This window comes from Oceanobacillus phoenicis (genome assembly GCF_047238145.1).
GTDB lineage: Bacteria > Bacillota > Bacilli > Bacillales > Amphibacillaceae > Oceanobacillus.
In genome coordinates this window covers 684,434-700,829 of the sequence record NZ_JBDFME010000001.1, presented here as the reverse complement: position 1 = coordinate 700,829, position 16,396 = coordinate 684,434, and the positions used below count along the sequence as shown (strand labels likewise).

At 35.9% G+C, this 16,396-nt stretch carries 15 protein-coding genes, 2 tRNA genes and 1 other RNA gene; 11 read left to right on the top strand and 7 right to left on the bottom strand.

Annotated elements, in window-relative coordinates; translation table 11 throughout:
- The first annotated feature begins 83 nt into the window (after positions 1-83).
- From ABC346_RS03905 to ABC346_RS03895, 3 genes are all read left to right on the top strand, one after another.
- Positions 84-176, top strand: a tRNA-Ser gene (locus ABC346_RS03905).
- 543 nt (positions 177-719) lie between these two features.
- Positions 720-1,532, top strand: coding sequence for a pyrroline-5-carboxylate reductase (gene proC / locus ABC346_RS03900; RefSeq protein WP_413233616.1), 813 nt, complete (start codon positions 720-722; stop codon positions 1,530-1,532).
- 13 nt (positions 1,533-1,545) lie between these two features.
- Positions 1,546-1,836, top strand: coding sequence for a TIGR04104 family putative zinc finger protein (locus ABC346_RS03895; RefSeq protein WP_413233615.1), 291 nt, complete (start codon positions 1,546-1,548; stop codon positions 1,834-1,836).
- A gap of 41 nt (positions 1,837-1,877) precedes the next feature.
- On the opposite strand, the gene ABC346_RS03890 is transcribed toward ABC346_RS03895, so the two are convergent.
- Positions 1,878-2,564 carry a deoxynucleoside kinase gene (locus tag ABC346_RS03890; RefSeq protein ID WP_413233614.1) on the bottom strand — a complete coding sequence of 229 codons (687 nt, stop codon included), beginning with the start codon at positions 2,562-2,564 and terminating at the stop codon, positions 1,878-1,880.
- Between the two features lie 20 nt (positions 2,565-2,584).
- On the bottom strand, positions 2,585-3,235 hold the full coding sequence (locus tag ABC346_RS03885; protein WP_413233613.1) for a deoxynucleoside kinase: 651 nt from the start codon (positions 3,233-3,235) through the stop codon (positions 2,585-2,587).
- Positions 3,236-3,417: 182 nt separating this feature from the next.
- Between ABC346_RS03885 and ABC346_RS03880 the strand changes: the two genes are divergently transcribed.
- Both ABC346_RS03880 and ABC346_RS03875 read left to right on the top strand, forming a co-directional pair.
- Entirely contained in the window at positions 3,418-4,638 is a 1,221-nt protein-coding gene (locus ABC346_RS03880) for a Bcr/CflA family efflux MFS transporter (protein WP_413236505.1), read from the top strand.
- 84 nt (positions 4,639-4,722) lie between these two features.
- Positions 4,723-4,795: transfer RNA gene (locus ABC346_RS03875), tRNA-Arg, on the top strand.
- Positions 4,796-4,953: 158 nt separating this feature from the next.
- On the opposite strand, the gene ABC346_RS03870 is transcribed toward ABC346_RS03875, so the two are convergent.
- From ABC346_RS03870 to ABC346_RS03860, 3 genes are all read right to left on the bottom strand, one after another.
- Positions 4,954-5,142 carry a hypothetical protein gene (locus ABC346_RS03870; protein ID WP_413233612.1) on the bottom strand — a complete coding sequence of 63 codons (189 nt, stop codon included), beginning with the start codon at positions 5,140-5,142 and terminating at the stop codon, positions 4,954-4,956.
- Positions 5,143-5,961: 819 nt separating this feature from the next.
- A complete protein-coding gene (locus ABC346_RS03865) occupies positions 5,962-7,263 on the bottom strand; it encodes a hemolysin family protein (RefSeq protein ID WP_413233611.1) in 1,302 nt (433 codons plus the stop codon).
- Between the two features lie 67 nt (positions 7,264-7,330).
- Positions 7,331-7,948 (bottom strand): DedA family protein, encoded by a 618-nt coding sequence (locus tag ABC346_RS03860; protein ID WP_413233610.1) that lies wholly within the window; start codon positions 7,946-7,948, stop codon positions 7,331-7,333.
- A 594-nt stretch (positions 7,949-8,542) separates the two neighbouring features.
- Here ABC346_RS03860 and ABC346_RS03855 point away from each other — a divergent pair.
- From ABC346_RS03855 to ABC346_RS03845, 3 genes are all read left to right on the top strand, one after another.
- Entirely contained in the window at positions 8,543-9,769 is a 1,227-nt protein-coding gene (locus ABC346_RS03855; RefSeq protein ID WP_413233609.1) for a dicarboxylate/amino acid:cation symporter, read from the top strand.
- A gap of 191 nt (positions 9,770-9,960) precedes the next feature.
- Positions 9,961-11,676, top strand: coding sequence for an acetate--CoA ligase (gene acsA / locus ABC346_RS03850; RefSeq protein ID WP_413233608.1), 1,716 nt, complete (start codon positions 9,961-9,963; stop codon positions 11,674-11,676).
- Positions 11,677-11,825: 149 nt separating this feature from the next.
- The gene (locus tag ABC346_RS03845) at positions 11,826-12,344 is read left to right on the top strand and encodes a type 1 glutamine amidotransferase domain-containing protein (RefSeq protein ID WP_413233607.1); all 519 of its coding nucleotides are present in this window, start codon (positions 11,826-11,828) and stop codon (positions 12,342-12,344) included.
- A gap of 53 nt (positions 12,345-12,397) precedes the next feature.
- Here ABC346_RS03845 and ABC346_RS03840 read toward each other — a convergent pair whose 3' ends face one another.
- Both ABC346_RS03840 and ABC346_RS03835 read right to left on the bottom strand, forming a co-directional pair.
- Positions 12,398-13,687 carry a LysM peptidoglycan-binding domain-containing protein gene (locus ABC346_RS03840; protein WP_413233606.1) on the bottom strand — a complete coding sequence of 430 codons (1,290 nt, stop codon included), beginning with the start codon at positions 13,685-13,687 and terminating at the stop codon, positions 12,398-12,400.
- Positions 13,688-13,748: 61 nt separating this feature from the next.
- A complete protein-coding gene (locus ABC346_RS03835) occupies positions 13,749-14,282 on the bottom strand; it encodes a cysteine hydrolase family protein (RefSeq protein ID WP_413233605.1) in 534 nt (177 codons plus the stop codon).
- Between the two features lie 80 nt (positions 14,283-14,362).
- Between ABC346_RS03835 and tadA the strand changes: the two genes are divergently transcribed.
- From tadA to ABC346_RS03820, 3 genes are all read left to right on the top strand, one after another.
- On the top strand, positions 14,363-14,863 hold the full coding sequence (gene tadA, locus ABC346_RS03830) for a tRNA adenosine(34) deaminase TadA (RefSeq protein ID WP_413233604.1): 501 nt from the start codon (positions 14,363-14,365) through the stop codon (positions 14,861-14,863).
- 228 nt (positions 14,864-15,091) lie between these two features.
- Positions 15,092-15,357: signal recognition particle sRNA large type (gene ffs / locus ABC346_RS03825), an RNA gene on the top strand.
- 119 nt (positions 15,358-15,476) lie between these two features.
- On the top strand, positions 15,477-16,394 hold the full coding sequence (locus ABC346_RS03820; RefSeq protein ID WP_413233603.1) for a glycine betaine ABC transporter substrate-binding protein: 918 nt from the start codon (positions 15,477-15,479) through the stop codon (positions 16,392-16,394).
- Positions 16,395-16,396: the final 2 nt, after the last annotated feature.

The following is a 16,396-nucleotide window of genomic DNA, read 5'->3' as shown; positions in this document are numbered from 1 at the left end:
ATTTTTTACAGGTTTTATCATTTTTTTTCTATAATTTGTTGACAATGCTCGAAAAAGCATGTTATATTATTTCTTGTGTTCAGGGAGGTATACCCAAGTCCGGCTGAAGGGATCGGTCTTGAAAACCGAGAGGCGGGTCAAACCGCGCGGGGGTTCGAATCCCTCTACCTCCTCCATTTTAAATTAGCGCATAAATATTGGAGATAAAAAAACCCGTTGCGATTGGCATCGGGTTTTTATTATGTATTATTTTTCATCTGAGCGTATCTTGACAAAACGATAGGAAAGCCTTATAGTACAAATCAATCTAAGCAAATAAGTACGTGGAACGGACCAGTAATACAGTTAAAAATTGTATGTAGAGAATGGAATCCATAGGCTGGAAGATTCCTACAATTACCTGTATGAACCTAACCGGGAGTATGTTAGTGTAATGCTAACCGCAGTGAACTGCGATATCAATGGAGCTGGGTAATGAAATACCAATAAAGGTGGTACCGCGGATAACTGATTCCGTCCTTTTACAAAGGATGTGTAATCAGTTTTTTTTATTAGCTATCTTTAAACCGAATACACTTAGCTTTCCTCAGACGAATGTCGAGCCTTCTCGGGATTTGCTCTATAGGATCTCGTCTAGCGCTATCTTCCAACAGGAGTCTACGTGTATTCGTTAGTACTAAGTCATAGATAAATGAAACATATTAAGGAGGATATAGAATATGGAGCAAACTATTGCATTTATGGGAGCAGGTTCGCTTGCAGAAGCGATTATATCTGGAATTACGAAAGCTCAGATTGTACCAAATGAAAATATACTCGTAACCAATAAAAGTGATATAAACCGATTAAATCGTATCGAAAAAGGATATGACATACAAATAAATACCAATCAAGAAGAAGTAATCAAACAAGCAGATATCATCATTTTAGCCATGAAACCGAAAGATGCTGCTGCATCACTATCTTTTATTAAAGATTATATACAATCGAATCAAATGATCATATCTGTAATTGCAGGATTAACAACCGAAAGAATGGAAGCAATTTTAGGTAAGGAAATACCGGTAATCAGAACTATGCCAAATACTTCCGCATTAATTAGCCATTCAGCCACTGCAATTGCTAAAGGGACATATGTATCTGATGAGCAATTAACGATTGCTGAGAAGCTTTTTCAAACAGTCGGAATGACAACCATTATAGAAGAAAAAGATATGCATACCGTAACTGCGATTGCTGGCAGTGGACCAGCGTTCTTTTACTATATGGTAGAAGCAATGGAAGAAGCTGCTACGGAAGCAGGATTAGATTCAGAAGTGGCATCCCAACTATTAGCTCAAACCGTCATCGGTGCAGGAAAAATGTTAGAATTATCCGGGGACCCAAAAACATTACGTAAAAATATTACAAGTCCAGGCGGAACAACTGAAGCAGGTGTCCAGCAGTTAATGAGTGAAGATTTTGCAACCATTGTCCAGTCTTGTGTCCAGCGAGCACGAGAACGTTCCATGGAACTTGCTGCGAAATCATGAAGGGAGAAACGTCATGCAAACACCATCCTGTAAATATTGTGATAAACAGTGGAGTTATGCTGAAACATTTAAAAATATCTTTAAACCACGTATGATATGTTCACATTGTGGGGAAGAAAATTATTACCAATCCGATAGTAAAAATAGTTGGATTACATTATTTGGAATACCGATTGTTTTAATTGTTGCTCTATTATTAGATTTATCGACAAGTTTAATTATATTTATTTCCGTAATATTGGTGCTTGTACACATTGTTCTTTTCCCGTATCGTACAAAATTAAAGAAAAAAGATAAAAACTAACAAAAAACGTGTAGAAATAGAATGTTCTACACGTTTTTTCATTAGTTGGTGATAATTTCACCTTTTTTATATTTTCTAGAAAGTTGAATGGAACGTCCTATCTTTTCTAAGATTAACGCTAGGGAATCATCTTCTTTCATTAAATCATAATCAGAGATATTGATGCGTAATACCGGACAAGCATTGAAATTATCTATCCAGTCACTATAACGGCGATACATTTCTTCCCAGTATTCAATCGGCGTATTTTTTTCCATATCACGTCCACGACTTTTAATTCGCGATATAACTTCATCAAAAGATCCCTCTAAATAGATAAGCAGATCAGGATGAGGAAAATATGGCGTCATTACCATCGCGTCAAATAAGCTTTTGTATGTCTCGTAATCAGTAGGATTCATTGTTCCATTATCATAATGCATTTTTGCAAAGATACCTGTATCTTCATAAATGGAACGGTCTTGAATAAATCCACCACCGTATTCAAATATCTTTTTCTGTTCTTTAAAGCGCTCTGCTAAGAAATAGATTTGCAAATGGAAGCTCCAACGTTCAAAGTCATTGTAGAAATCACTTAAATAGGGATTGGAATCCACTTTTTCAAATGAAGTCTTAAATTGTAATGCCTCTGCTAATGCATTGGTCATTGTCGATTTTCCAACTCCAACTGTACCTGCAATGGTAATAATGCTGTCATTTGGAATTTGGTATTTTTCACGTAAGTTCATTTTGTTTCTCCCTTTTTTGGTTAGTTAGATGGTAATGCATTACAATGTTCGTGAATAAGGCTTTCGACATCACCGATAATTTTTTCTAAATGATCTTGAAATTGAACGAAATCCATTTGATCTCCATCAATACGCAATACAGGGATATGAGGATGAGTACGTTCAAATTCCAGCATAAATGCCTCATAATCAGCAGATAGTTGTCGTAAGTATTCTGGGTCAATTTGCTGTTCTACCTCACGTCCACGCATACGAATGCGTTTAAGAATGGTATCTAAATTTGCAGTAATGTAGATAAGTATATTTGGTGTTGGCATGTCTTCTGTTAATATTTGATATATCTTTTCATATTTCTCTAATTTATCTTGTTGTAACGTACGTTTCGCAAAGATCATATTTTTCGTTATATGGTAATCTGCAATTACTGGTTGCTTTTGGTTTAAATAATCTCGATTAATGTCTTCGAGCTGTTTAAATCGATTGCATAGAAAGAACATTTCCGTTTGGAAACTCCACTCATCGATATTGTCATAAAACTTTCCGAGAAATGGATTCTCTTCTACAATTTCTCTTAATAAATGAAATTCAAAGTGGTCCGATAGTTTTTTTGCTAGGGATGTTTTTCCAATACCAATCGGTCCTTCGATGGCGATAAAAGGCACATCTGTCATTGGTTTTCCTCCTATTTCCCACAGACATAAAACACGCTACTTATTTTATCATAAATCGACATTATCTACTACAGTCCAACAAATAGTATTCATTTCTTGACAGAAAGGGAATGGACGATTAAAATTCTTCCATTAAGGAGTGATTGCTTATTTCTCACGAACAACAAGAAAAACCAAACTCTATATTACATAATCCTACTGGAAAAACGCGGATTGGATTAGCGTTGTTACTAGGATTACTGGCTTTTTTAGGACCGCTTAATATCGATATGTATTTGCCAAGCTTCACGGGAATTTCAGCAGATTTCGGAGTGAACGCTACACTTGTACAGTTTAGTTTGACGGCATGTTTGATTGGACTTGCTATTGGTCAATTGGTAGTTGGACCAATTAGTGATGCACAAGGCCGGAAGAAGCCATTGTTAATTGCAACTTTCCTATTTGCTTTATCTTCTTTACTTTGTGCATTTGCACCAAATATTACAACACTAATTGTTGCACGTTTCTTGCAAGGATTAACTGCTTCTGCAGGAGTTGTCTTATCTCGTGCGGTAGTACGTGATGTATTTACAGGTAAGCAGCTGACGAAGTTTTTTGCACTATTAATGGTAATTAATGCGATTGCACCAATGATTGCACCTATGCTCGGTGGAGGAATATTGGCTTTTCCATCCACAAATTGGCAAACTATCTTTTATTTTCTCGCTTTTATTGGAATTTTAATTGTGGTGATTGTAGCTATAAGGTTAAAGGAAACCTTGCCTCCAGAAAAACGTATTCCGAGCTCGATTGGCTCTTCTGTGAAGACGATGGGGAGTTTACTCAAGGATCGCTCGTTTATCGGCTATGCACTAGTGGTTGGATTTGTACATGGGGGAAGTTTCGCTTATGTATCCGGTACGCCATTTGTGTACCAAGATATTTATGGTGTTTCGCCACAGGTATTCAGTGTCTTATTTGGGATCAATGGACTTGCTATTATTACCGGCAGCTTTATCATTGGGCGTTTTAGTGACATTATCTCAGAGAAAAAACTGCTACAAACAGCGGTCACAGTTGCACTAACTGCGACATCACTTCTTTTAGTAATGACAATAATTAAAGGTCCGTTAGCGTCATTAGTAATTTTAATCTTTATCTACATGATTACGATGGGGATGACGATTACAAGCACGTTTACTTTAGGAATGGCCAAGCAGGGGCATCGTGCAGGAAGTGCGAGTGCCGTATTAGGTATGCTTCCAATGTTACTTGGAGCGCTATTTTCTCCACTTGCTGGTATTAATGAAGCATCTGCTGTTCCAATGGGTACGATATTGTTTACAACGTCTCTTATCGGTTTTATTGCTTTCTTTACATTGGTTAAAAAGGATGAAAATGAAGAGAAAACTGAAAAAGGTTAGCAAGAAAGCTCCACATTCAGTGATTTGTCAGCTTTTCAAATAGAAGAGTATTTAGTATAATAGCTTCTGTTATTACCTTTTTTTGCCCTCGTAGCTCAGGGGATAGAGCATCGGTTTCCTAAACCGTGTGTCGCAGGTTCGAATCCTGCCGGGGGCGTTGGTTTTAATTTTAGATGTGCTCTTATACTGTTTCTTTATAAGCAAATAGAAACGAAATAAATTGGAGGTTAGTACCATCACTTACTTTTGGATAATAAAATTAAAGTAAGTTTTTACTTCGTAGTAATAAGAACTTCTTGATTATCTATAATAGAATTAATTGTTCGTGTTAGTATTTGCCTTTTTAAATATATGAAGGTTGTTAATCAGTAGTACAAATGAAGGGATAAATATAATTCTCCCAATAAACCAACCTATTTCTCCATTTTTCAAATCAGCAAAATAACCCCAAATCATTGCAATTAAAACACCTGTTATAAGTAATTTAATATTTGATTTTTTCAATCTTCTACCTCCATTATAGTAACGTGCATTAGAAACATTTTAACATATAAGAACTCTGTTTATTTATAAAAATTTGAATTAGTTGAATATTTTCTATGAAATAATGAAGTAATAAACATGAAATCGTTAACGAAAATATGAAATTTGAAAGTAACTTCGTATGGGGACTGAAACATATGGAAATGTCTTTAGGTTTAATTATAATACTTAGCCTAGTTTTTTTTCTTTATTCTTTATGTTGTTATTGAAACAGCGGTAAGAAGAGGGATTGCTTCTTCAAAGACGATCGGAATAATAGAAGAATTATATAAAAAGTAAAAGAAGATGATTAAGTTTTATACTAAAACTAATATAATATTTCTGGAAAAACAAATATTATCGGGTGCTTTCTTATAAAGATTTAGGTGTAATGAATTACAAGGGATAAAAAAGCTTAAAATCCAATCTACAACCGATTATTATAGTTATAGATTGGATTTATAAGCCGAAATGTAAGGAGTACATTTCATGCAACAATTGCTACTTTGAATGCTTGAGAGCTGTTTTTAGTTCAGCAATTTGATCGTTAAGTTGTGTAATCTGCTCAACAGTTAGATAATTTAACGATGATTTTAACTTTATAAGGTAAAACAAGTCTCTAAGTAGCAATGTTATTTCAGTGGAGTTCAATTTCATAATATCGCTCCTTGAAATACGTTTACTTTTAGTGTTTTCCCACTTTATATAGGTTGAAACTCCTATTTTAATTTGTTTGATTGGCAGTAAAAAAATTAAAAAGACTTCCTTATAATTTTTTAGAAGTCTTTTTAAACTTATAACTTAGTTTTTAGGTTTAATTATTTTGAGTCGCTTGATTCGTTGACCGTCTTTTTCTACAAGAATTATTTCATGATCATGATAATTCATTACTGTTCCAAGTTCTGCGCCTAAATTATGAGCAAAAAACCAACCACCAATTGTATCAATATCTTCACTTTCAATCACGATACCTAATCTTCGCTCAATGTCTTTTAAAGTTACTTTTCCAGTTACAAGAAAAGTGTGATGATTAACTTCATCTATTTCTGCTATTTCATCTTGATCAAACTCATCATGAATTTCTCCAACTATTTCTGATAGAATATCTTCTACTGTGATCAAACCAGAAGTTCCTCCAAATTCATCGTTAACTATTGCCATATGAATTCGTTCTTTCTGCATTTTTAATAGTATTTTATTAATTGGAGTAGATTCAGATACATGAAGAATTGGGCGAATATAGCGTTTAATTGAAGATGGTTCGTTTCCATCTAATTGATCTGTAAATACTTCTTTTAAATTGATTAGCCCTATAATATTATCTTTATTATCTTCTGCAACGGGATAACGTGTGAATTGTCCTTCTCGGATAATACTTAAATTTTGTTCAAGAGAATTATCTACAGAGAAATAAGTCATCTCTGTACGAGGAACCATAATTTCTTTTGCAACTCGTTCATCAAATTCAAATATATTGTTTACATAATGTAACTCCGATTGATTAATTTCTCCGCTTTTATAGCTATCAGTAAGAATAAGTCGAAGTTCTTCTTCGGTATGTGTTTCACTACCTTCACTCATAGATTTTAATCCTGCTGCTTTGGTCAAAAGTCGAGCAGAACCATTGAGTAACCAAATAAATGGGAATAGTAAACGATAGAACCATATGAGAGGTCTGGATATCGCTAAAGTTACTTTTTCAGCTTTTTGGATCGCAAGTGTTTTTGGAGCTAATTCCCCAATTACCACGTGTAGAAATGTAGCAATTGTAAAGGATATAACAATAGAAATTGTTGTTACAAGACCTTCACTAATGTTTAGTTCACCGATGATTGGATGCAACATTCTTTCAAATGTAGGTTCAGCCAATCTACCGATACCTAATGCAGTTATTGTAATTCCTAACTGACAGGCAGATAAGTATTCATCCAAATTCGATGTGACTTTTTTTGCATAAATAGCAGACTTTTTTCCTTCATCAATAAGTGGCTGTAATTGTGTACTTCTTATTTTTACAATCGCAAACTCTGACATTACAAAGAATGCAGTTAATGCGATTAAAACAGCAACCCCGAATAGATTAATGATAATTGATATGTCCAATAATTTTCTTGTACGAGCAGAACTGCTTGTACAAGAATTCACCTCCTGATGTTTTTATTACCTGATGTTAATTGTTTTTCATTATTCTTTTACGTATAAACCAAATGATAATTACAATAATCATTAAAATTATTAAAACGTAAACTATATTGGAGTAGATATCGAGAAAAGTTAATATAGATTGCCAGGATTCGCCTAATATTGCTCCGATATACACGAGCACAATATTCCAAATAGCACTACCAAGTGTAGTTAGAAGTAAAAACAATCCGAAATTCATATGTGTCATGCCGGCTGGTAATGAAATCAGGCTCCTTATAAGTGGCACAAAACGGCAGAAAAATACTGCCCAACTTCCATATTTGGAGAACCACAAGTCGGCTCTTTGAATGTCATCCATTTGTAGTCTTAGAATATGTCCCCATTTGGAAATGATACGCTCTAATTTTTTTATGTCTACAAGTCTGCCAATTCCATAAAGAACTATTGCTCCGAGTACCGAACCAATAGTTGAGGCGACAGTAACTCCAAGTATTGAAAGAGAAGAGTAAGTTGTCATGAATCCACCAAAGGTTAAAATAATTTCTGAGGGGATAGGGGGAAATATATTTTCAATAAATATAAGAAAAGATATACCGAAATATCCAAATTTCTCCATTATATCTGTAATCCAAGATGATTCCATTTATGTTCTCCTTTTATAGACATACATTCAATGTAACATGAAAATCAGTCTAAAAAAGTAGTTTATTAGAGGGATACTGTCGACTTGAAAGATTGTAAATTTCTTTACAAAGTGTATCTATGCCTTATAAATAACTGGTTACATCTAAATAATAATCTTGATGTAGACGTTTATTGTAAATAAAACTTAACATACTTGTACAGATGAATGAATAGTAATAGATAAAATAAGGTATGTAAATCTTAGTATTAAAGGACCTTGTCGGAATTTTTAATGAGGTGAATGGAGAATATGGAGGAGGTGTTTTAGAACCGTAGGAAAAGATTAGTCTGTCCAAAATATATTGTTTTATGATAGAATATTGTTTACCGGTTATAAAAACCGTGTGTAGCAGGGATTGTAAACCCTGCCGGGCACAGGATGTAATTTATTTTCTCACCTATTCATAAGTAAGACACCAATTCAAATAACTCCTTCCACAAATTAACATCATATGGTTTATTATCCCAATGCCCAAGCTGAATAACTAATGTATAGAGAGGATATCACACATATAAGTAAGAATTTTCAGAAAAGAAAGGATGGAATTACACCATGAGTTTAACTAAAAAGATACTAATTGCGCTCATTGCAGGTGCTGTTGTTGGAGGTATTTTAACTTTTACACCTGATTCATTTTTTGGACCTGTAGATAAATATTTTCTAAATCCAATTGGTCAAATATTCTTAAATCTAATTATGATGCTTGTTGTACCGCTTGTATTTGTGTCGATTACTCTAGGAACAGCTGGATTAGGTGAACCAGCTAAACTAGGGAAAATTGGTGTAACTACAGTTGGATTTTTCTTATGTACCACTGCTATTGCAATTGTAATTGGTTTAGGGTTGGGGTATCTCATACAACCAGGAGAAGCAGGAATGTTCGATACGGAAAATGCGAACTATGAGCCAAGTGAAGCTCCTCCAATAATGGATACATTAATCAACATCATCCCAGAAAACCCAATTGCAGCAATGTCATCGGGCGAGATGTTGCAAATAATTGCTTTTGCAATATTTATCGGTGTCGCTTTAGCTTACCTAGGAGAGAAAACACAGGGAATTTATAATCTATTTGAACAAGCAAATGAGATATTAAATTGGTTAGTTATGGTAGTAATGAAATTTGCTCCTTATGGCGCTTTTGCTTTAATTGCTTCTGCCATTGGTGGTGCTGGTCTAGACGCAGTAGGGTCTATGCTTAGCTATATGTTAACAGTTATACTTGGATTAATCGTTCATGGTCTATTAGTATATGGTTTAGTTATTTGGTTCTTAGGAAGACAGAATCCATTTACTTTTTATAAAGGATTTTTCCCAGCGATGTCCGTTGCATTTAGTACATCAAGTTCCAATGCAACATTACCACTTTCCATGAAGACCGCACAGGAAAATCTAGGGGTGAAGAAAGAGATCAGTAGTTTTGTTCAACCTCTAGGTGCAACGATTAATATGGATGGTACTGCCATCATGCAAGCCGTTGCGACTGTCTTTATCTCGCAAGTATATGGTATACCATTAGGTTTTCAAGAATTATTAATGGTTGTATTAGTTGCAACATTAGCAAGTGTTGGAACAGCAGGAGTACCAGGTGTAGGATTAATCATGTTAGCAATGGTATTAAATCAAGTTGGTTTACCGGCCGAAGGTATTGCATTAATCATTGGTATTGATCGTATTTTAGATATGCTACGTACATCTCTTAACATTACTGGTGATGCAACAATTGCATACGTACTTTCTGAGAGAGAAAAACGTAAAGAAGCAGCTAACGCGAAATAGTAAAACAAATTGGTAGGGAGCAAACCATTCGCTTTTAGAATGGCTTTCTTCCTATTTTTTTGCAAAATGCGGACAAGGGACTTTAAAAAATTCACAAAATGTTCTAAAATAGAAAACAGTTACTTAAATGTTTAAATAATTTTGTGTAATTAGAATTGTAATCGTTTGCAAAATAATAGTGAGGTGATTAAATGGATATGCAAGTAGTACCTGCACGTGAAGGTAACCATAATTTAAAGAATTATGAAGCTTTTAGAAAGGATTTTTCATGGGAAGAGGTCAAGAAAAACTTCTCTTGGTATGAAACAGGAAAGGTGAATATGGCTTATGAAGCCGTAGATAAGTTTGCAGCTGATTCAGAGAAAAAAGATCAAGCAGCATTATTATACTCTGCTCCTGACCGTGAAGAGAAAGTAACTTTTGAACAACTTCGACTAAAGAGTAATCAATTTGCAAATGTACTAAAGAAATATGACATCGAAAAAGGCGACCGTGTCTTTTTATTTATGCCGAGAAGTCCAGAATTCTATGAAGCATTCTTTGGAATTCTAAAGATTGGAGCCATCGCTGGTCCATTATTTGAAGCGTTTATGGAACAGGCAGTAGGAGATCGATTGGAAGATAGTGAAGCTCGAGTATTAATTACAACACCAGAGTTATTATATCGTGTACCACAAGATAAACTCCCGCATTTAGAAAAAATTGTACTTGTGGGTGATAGTTCAGAAGCAGATGATAAATTTATTCATTATGATGAAGAGATGAAAATAGCTTCGGAAGAATTTGATATTGTCTGGGTTGATTTAGAGGATGGAATGTTATTACATTACACATCTGGTTCAACAGGTAAACCAAAAGGGATTCTTCATGTGCATAATGCCATGATTCAGCATTATGCTACAGCTGAATGGGTGCTCGATTTAAAAGAAGATGATATTTACTGGTGTACAGCAGATCCGGGTTGGGTAACTGGTACAAGTTATGGAATCTTTGCTCCATGGCTCCACGGAGTAACCAACGTTATTCGCGGTGGTCGATTTACACCAGAAGATTGGTATCAAACATTACAAGATTATAAGGTTTCAGTCTGGTATACGGCACCAACTGCACTACGAATGTTGGTAAGTCACGGCGAGGACACGGTGAAAAAATATGATCTTTCTTCTGTACGACATATCCTTAGTGTCGGCGAACCATTGAATCCGGAAGTAATTACATGGGGTCTAAAAGCTTTTGATCTCCGAATTCATGATACATGGTGGATGACAGAAACAGGTGCACAATTAATTGTAAACATTCCATCCCTTGAAATTCGCCCAGGATCTATGGGAAAACCAATCCCTGGCGTAGAAGCTTCCATTGTTGATAATGAAGGTAATGAAATTCCTCCAAATCAAATGGGTAACCTTGCTATTAAAGAAGGTTGGCCTTCAATGATGCGGGAAGTATGGAAAAATAAAAGTAAATACGATAGTTATTTTGTAAATGGCTGGTATGTGTCTGGTGATAGTGCTTACCGTGATGAAGATGGGTATTTCTGGTTCCAAGGTCGTCTGGATGATGTTATCAATACATCAGGAGAAAGAGTAGGCCCATTTGAAGTAGAAAGTAAATTAATTGAACACCCTGCCGTTTCTGAAGCTGGAGTTATCGGTAAGCCGCATCCAGAACGTGGAGAAATAATTAAAGCATTTATTACCTTAAATACGGGGTATGAAGATAGTGAAGAATTATTAGAGGATATTCGTCAATTTGTCAAAACAGGCTTAAGTGCTCATGCAGCTCCAAGAGAAATTGAAGTGAAAGATAGTATACCGAAAACGAGAAGTGGAAAAATTATGCGTAGACTTCTAAAATCTTGGGAACTTGGCTTGCCAACAGGAGATACATCTACTTTAGAAGATTAATAATAGGTATTAGTAAAGGCTGGGACATAATATCCCAGCCTTTACTATGCAATTAAGCGATATGGTATTAAAAAAGTTAATGATGTTTAATAAAAATATGAGTTGGGTATCAACTATTATGTAAGTCATTTTAAAGGAGTGGATAAATAATGAAAAAACGTATAGCAACTGTAATAACAGATATGTTCGAAGATGTGGAATATACAGACCCTGTCCAATCCTTTAAAGAGGCAGGACATGAAGTTATTACAATTGAAAAAGAAAAAGGGAAAACCGTAAAAGGGAAATCTAATGATACAACCGTAACCATCGATGAAAGTATCGATGATGTAAATCCAGAAAACTTTGATGCATTATTCATACCTGGTGGTTTTTCTCCTGATATTCTTCGTGGAGATGACCGATTCGTAACATTTGCGAAGCATTTTATGGACGAGAAGAAACCGGTATTGGCGATTTGTCACGGACCACAGCTATTAATTACTGCTAAAACTCTAGAAGGAAGAGGAGCAACTGGCTATAAATCTATTCTTGTAGATATGGAAAATGCAGGTGCAAAAGTGAAGGATGAGGAAGTAGTTGTTTGCCAAAATCAATTGGTAACTAGTCGTCAACCAGATGATATCCCTGCATTTAATCGAGAATCATTAAAAGTTCTCGAAGGATAAATAATCATTGTATAGGAAAGCCGCAAAACTCCTTGCGGCTTTTTTTATATCTTTTATTCTAGTTTGGTAATGGTAAATTGATCGTTTAATAGTAACCAATTTTGCGGGAAGGCTAACCCAAGTTTCCAATAAGCAATCCCAAGCAAGTTGAATTCACGAATCAAATCGAATTTACCTTGAATCGAACGAGCATCCTCAAACCAAACTTCATGATTAGCACCAGAACTGTCTGTGTATGTGAAAAAAGGTGCTTGAGCTACAGGATCAAATTGTATAGCAGCATTATTTTCGATAGCAATTTGTATTGCTTGTTGTGGACTGACTGCTTGAGCCGGTCCACCACCCTCTACAAAAGGAAGTGTCCAATCATACCCATATAAATTTTGTCCCATTAAGATTTTTTCAGGAGGGATAACGGAAACAGCATATTCGATTACATCACGTACCGAATTTAATGGTGAAACTGCCATTGGAGGACCGTAGCTGTATCCCCATTCATACGTCATTAGAACAACAAAATCTACTATTTCTCCATGTGCGGCATAATCATGCGCTTCATACCATTGTCCTGTTTGAGTACCGCTTGTTTTGGGAGCAAGAGCAGTGGAGACGAGTAAACCTTCCTGCGATAAACGTTCTTTTGCAGTACGAAGGAATTGATTATAAGCTTCGCGATCATCTCCTGGCAGAAATTCTAAGTCAAAATGCACATCTCTAAATCCTTGTTGAAGTGCCGTATTGATAATTTCTGTTAGCAATGTATTTTGTACAGCGCTTACTGTAAGGATAATATGACCGAGTTCATCGCTGAACGCGCCCTCTTCCAAATTGGTTACAACCATGGCCATTGCTGTGTTATTTGCATCTGCTGTTTGAAATAAATTACCAGCGGGAGGTGCCTTTAATGTACCGTCTCGGTTCACTTGGTAGCTAAATAGCGCAAGGTAGGTTAAATATGGAGATCTATTTTCTGCTGCGGTTTCTAGAGATTGGGATACAGTATCTCCGATTGGTTCTACATAAGCATAGGAAGTGATTGGTCGTTTTTCGATAGGCGGTATATAAATCCGCATACCAGGTGACAATGTCTGATCTATAGACAATCCATTTATCCGTGCGATTTCTTGAACCGTAAAACCAAATTGATTCGCAATGGAAGTTAATGTGTCACCAGGTTGAACAAAATAAAACTGGCCAACAATTGGAATAACAAGTGCTTGCCCAATAGCAAGTGCATCAGGAGAAGTTAAATCATTTGCTTCTATAATATCAGCGACGGAGGATTCATATGTATTAGCAAGTTGATATACACTATCTCCTTGTTGCACAACGTGAATTTGCAAAGGAACTACCTCCTTACATAGAGTCTCTAACTATCTATATGAGGAGGGTAGATTTATTATGCTAAACTGGAGATATATCTGCTTTCATTACCGATTCCATTAAATATAGAGCATAGTCATTATTTTCTTGTTGTTCAGAAGCCATACAGTTCTTTGGAATGGACATACCGATTTTGTACATATAAGCATCTTTTGCACTAAATAAAATGCAAATATCACCTGCTATTCCAGAAAGAATTACATGATTTCTCTCCAATTCTATAAGTAAGGAATGAAGTGGAGTTTGAAAAAATGCAGAATGTTGTGGTTTGATCAAAAAGTAATCATGCTTATCTGGTTTTATCTGATCGATTATTTCTCTACTCTTATCATTGGTACAATAATCAATTATCCTGTTAAAATCAGCTTGCCACAAACCATAATGATCATTAACATAGATAATAGGTAAATTGTTTTCCTTGGCAAAGGAGCGAAGTTTAACGATATTAGGTAAGACTTGTTTGGTATAGTGAAGTAAATCATCTCCACCATCAAATTGAAAATCATTGATTAAATCGACAAAGACTACTGCAGTATTTGTAGATGAAAAATCCATAATGTCCCTCCTTTGATATTCTAATGTTATTATTACCGTTCAACTCTAGATTAAAACTCTAAATAAAGCGATGTGATACAGTGAAAGAGGAAATATCAGTGAGCCAAGATGAGTTATTTATGGCAGCTGCAATAAGAGAAGCAAGACGAGCATGGATCCTGAATGAAGTCCCGATTGGAGCGGTGATTGTTCATGAAGGAGAAATTATTGGAAAAGGATTTAATCTCCGTGAGTCGATGCAAGCTACCCTTACACATGCTGAATTATTAGCCATGCAAGAAGCGAATAATGAAATCGGCAGTTGGCGACTAGAAGATTGTACGTTGTATGTCACATTAGAACCGTGTCCAATGTGCGCAGGAGCGATTGTTCAATCCAGAATGAAACGAGTGGTGTACGGAGCACCAGATCCGAAAGCAGGTTGTGCAGGGTCGCTAATGAACTTGTTAAATGAACCTCAGTTTAATCATCAAGTTGAAGTGACTTCTGGTATTTTAGAGCAACAATGTAGTACAATTTTAAAAGAGTTTTTCAAAGAACTAAGAGAAAAGAAGTCTAAAGATATTTCAACAGATAGCTAGGGAGGTTTATCCCGCATGTAATGGGCAATAATACCATTATTTTAAGACGATGAGGCAAAGCCCAAGCGAATAAGTGGTGGATAAACTGCTCGGTGTGATTCTGTTCCAGTGCCATTAGGTCCCGCTCTTGTGATTCGAATAGTCAGAGAAGAAAGAACGATAACCCATACTGGATGAAGTATCACTTTATCATTGCATTTTTGTGATGCTGACTTTATAATAGAAAATACGTGCTAAGCGGGGAGGTAGCGGTGCCCTGTACTCGCAATCCGCTATAGCGAGGCCGAATTCCCACTCGAGGTGGGACGACTTTATGGTCTGACTTAAGGGATTGGTGTTGACGCCCGGGTCCTGCGCAACAGGAACCCACGAATCCTGTCAGGTCCGGAAGGAAGCAGCAGTAAGTGGTTATTCTTGTGTGCCGCAGGGAAGCCTAGGCTGAGCCATGAACTTATGTAGCGCATAGGGTCGTTTCATCGAAAGTGGGTGCACGTATACATATATATACTTGTTACTTGAATATTTTTTAACATTATGAGTAAATTTAAATGAATAACATTTTGAGGCTGATTAAATATATCAGCCTTTTTAATTTTTATAAAGGGGTGCTTTAATGTTTAAGCAAAAAAGAAATATGATTGTAGGAGTTATCAGTAGTTTAATTTTAGTGTTACTATTAGCTGCATGTGGATCGGATGATACAAGCAATGATAGTGCAGAAGAAGAAAGTTATAGTGAAGCAGTGGAGCATACAATCACTGGTATTGAGCCTGGGGCAGGAATCACGGTAACAACAGAAGCAGCAATGGAAGCGTATGATCAGTTATCTGGATGGGAACTAGAGCAATCTTCAACAGCTGCAATGATTGTGGAATTGGAAAAAGCAATTGAAAATGAAGAGCCAATTGTTGTAACTGGATGGAATCCACATTGGATGTTTGCTAAATTTGATAATCTTAAGTACTTAGAAGACCCACAAGGTATTTACGGAGATAAAGAAGAAATACGTAGCTTAGCAAGAGAAGGATTTGAAGAAGAAAATCCAAATGCATATAAATTAATTGACCAATTCAACTGGAGCGTAGAAGACATGGAAAGTATCATGTACGAATCATCGGAGACTGGTCAAGATATAGCAGAAGTATCGAAACAATGGGTAGAAGATAATCCTGATAAGGTAGAAGCTTGGACAGAAGGTGTGGAAGATGGAAATGGAGAAACGGTTGAATTAGTGTCTACTCCATGGGATTCCGAGCGTGCTTCCTCCAATGTAGTAGCAGAAGTACTTCGCTCTAAAGGATTTGAAGTGAAAATCACCGATGTTGATGTAGCTGTAGTATTTGAAGCTATCGCAAATGGTGATGCTGACGTAACATTAGCAGCATGGATGCCATATACACATAAAGACTTTTATGAAAGCATAGAAGGACAATTTGTAGATATGGGAGCAAATCTTGAAGGTGCAAAAATTGGACTTGTCGTACCGGATTACATGGATATTGACTCCATTGAAGATCTAGAAGCAAAATAAAT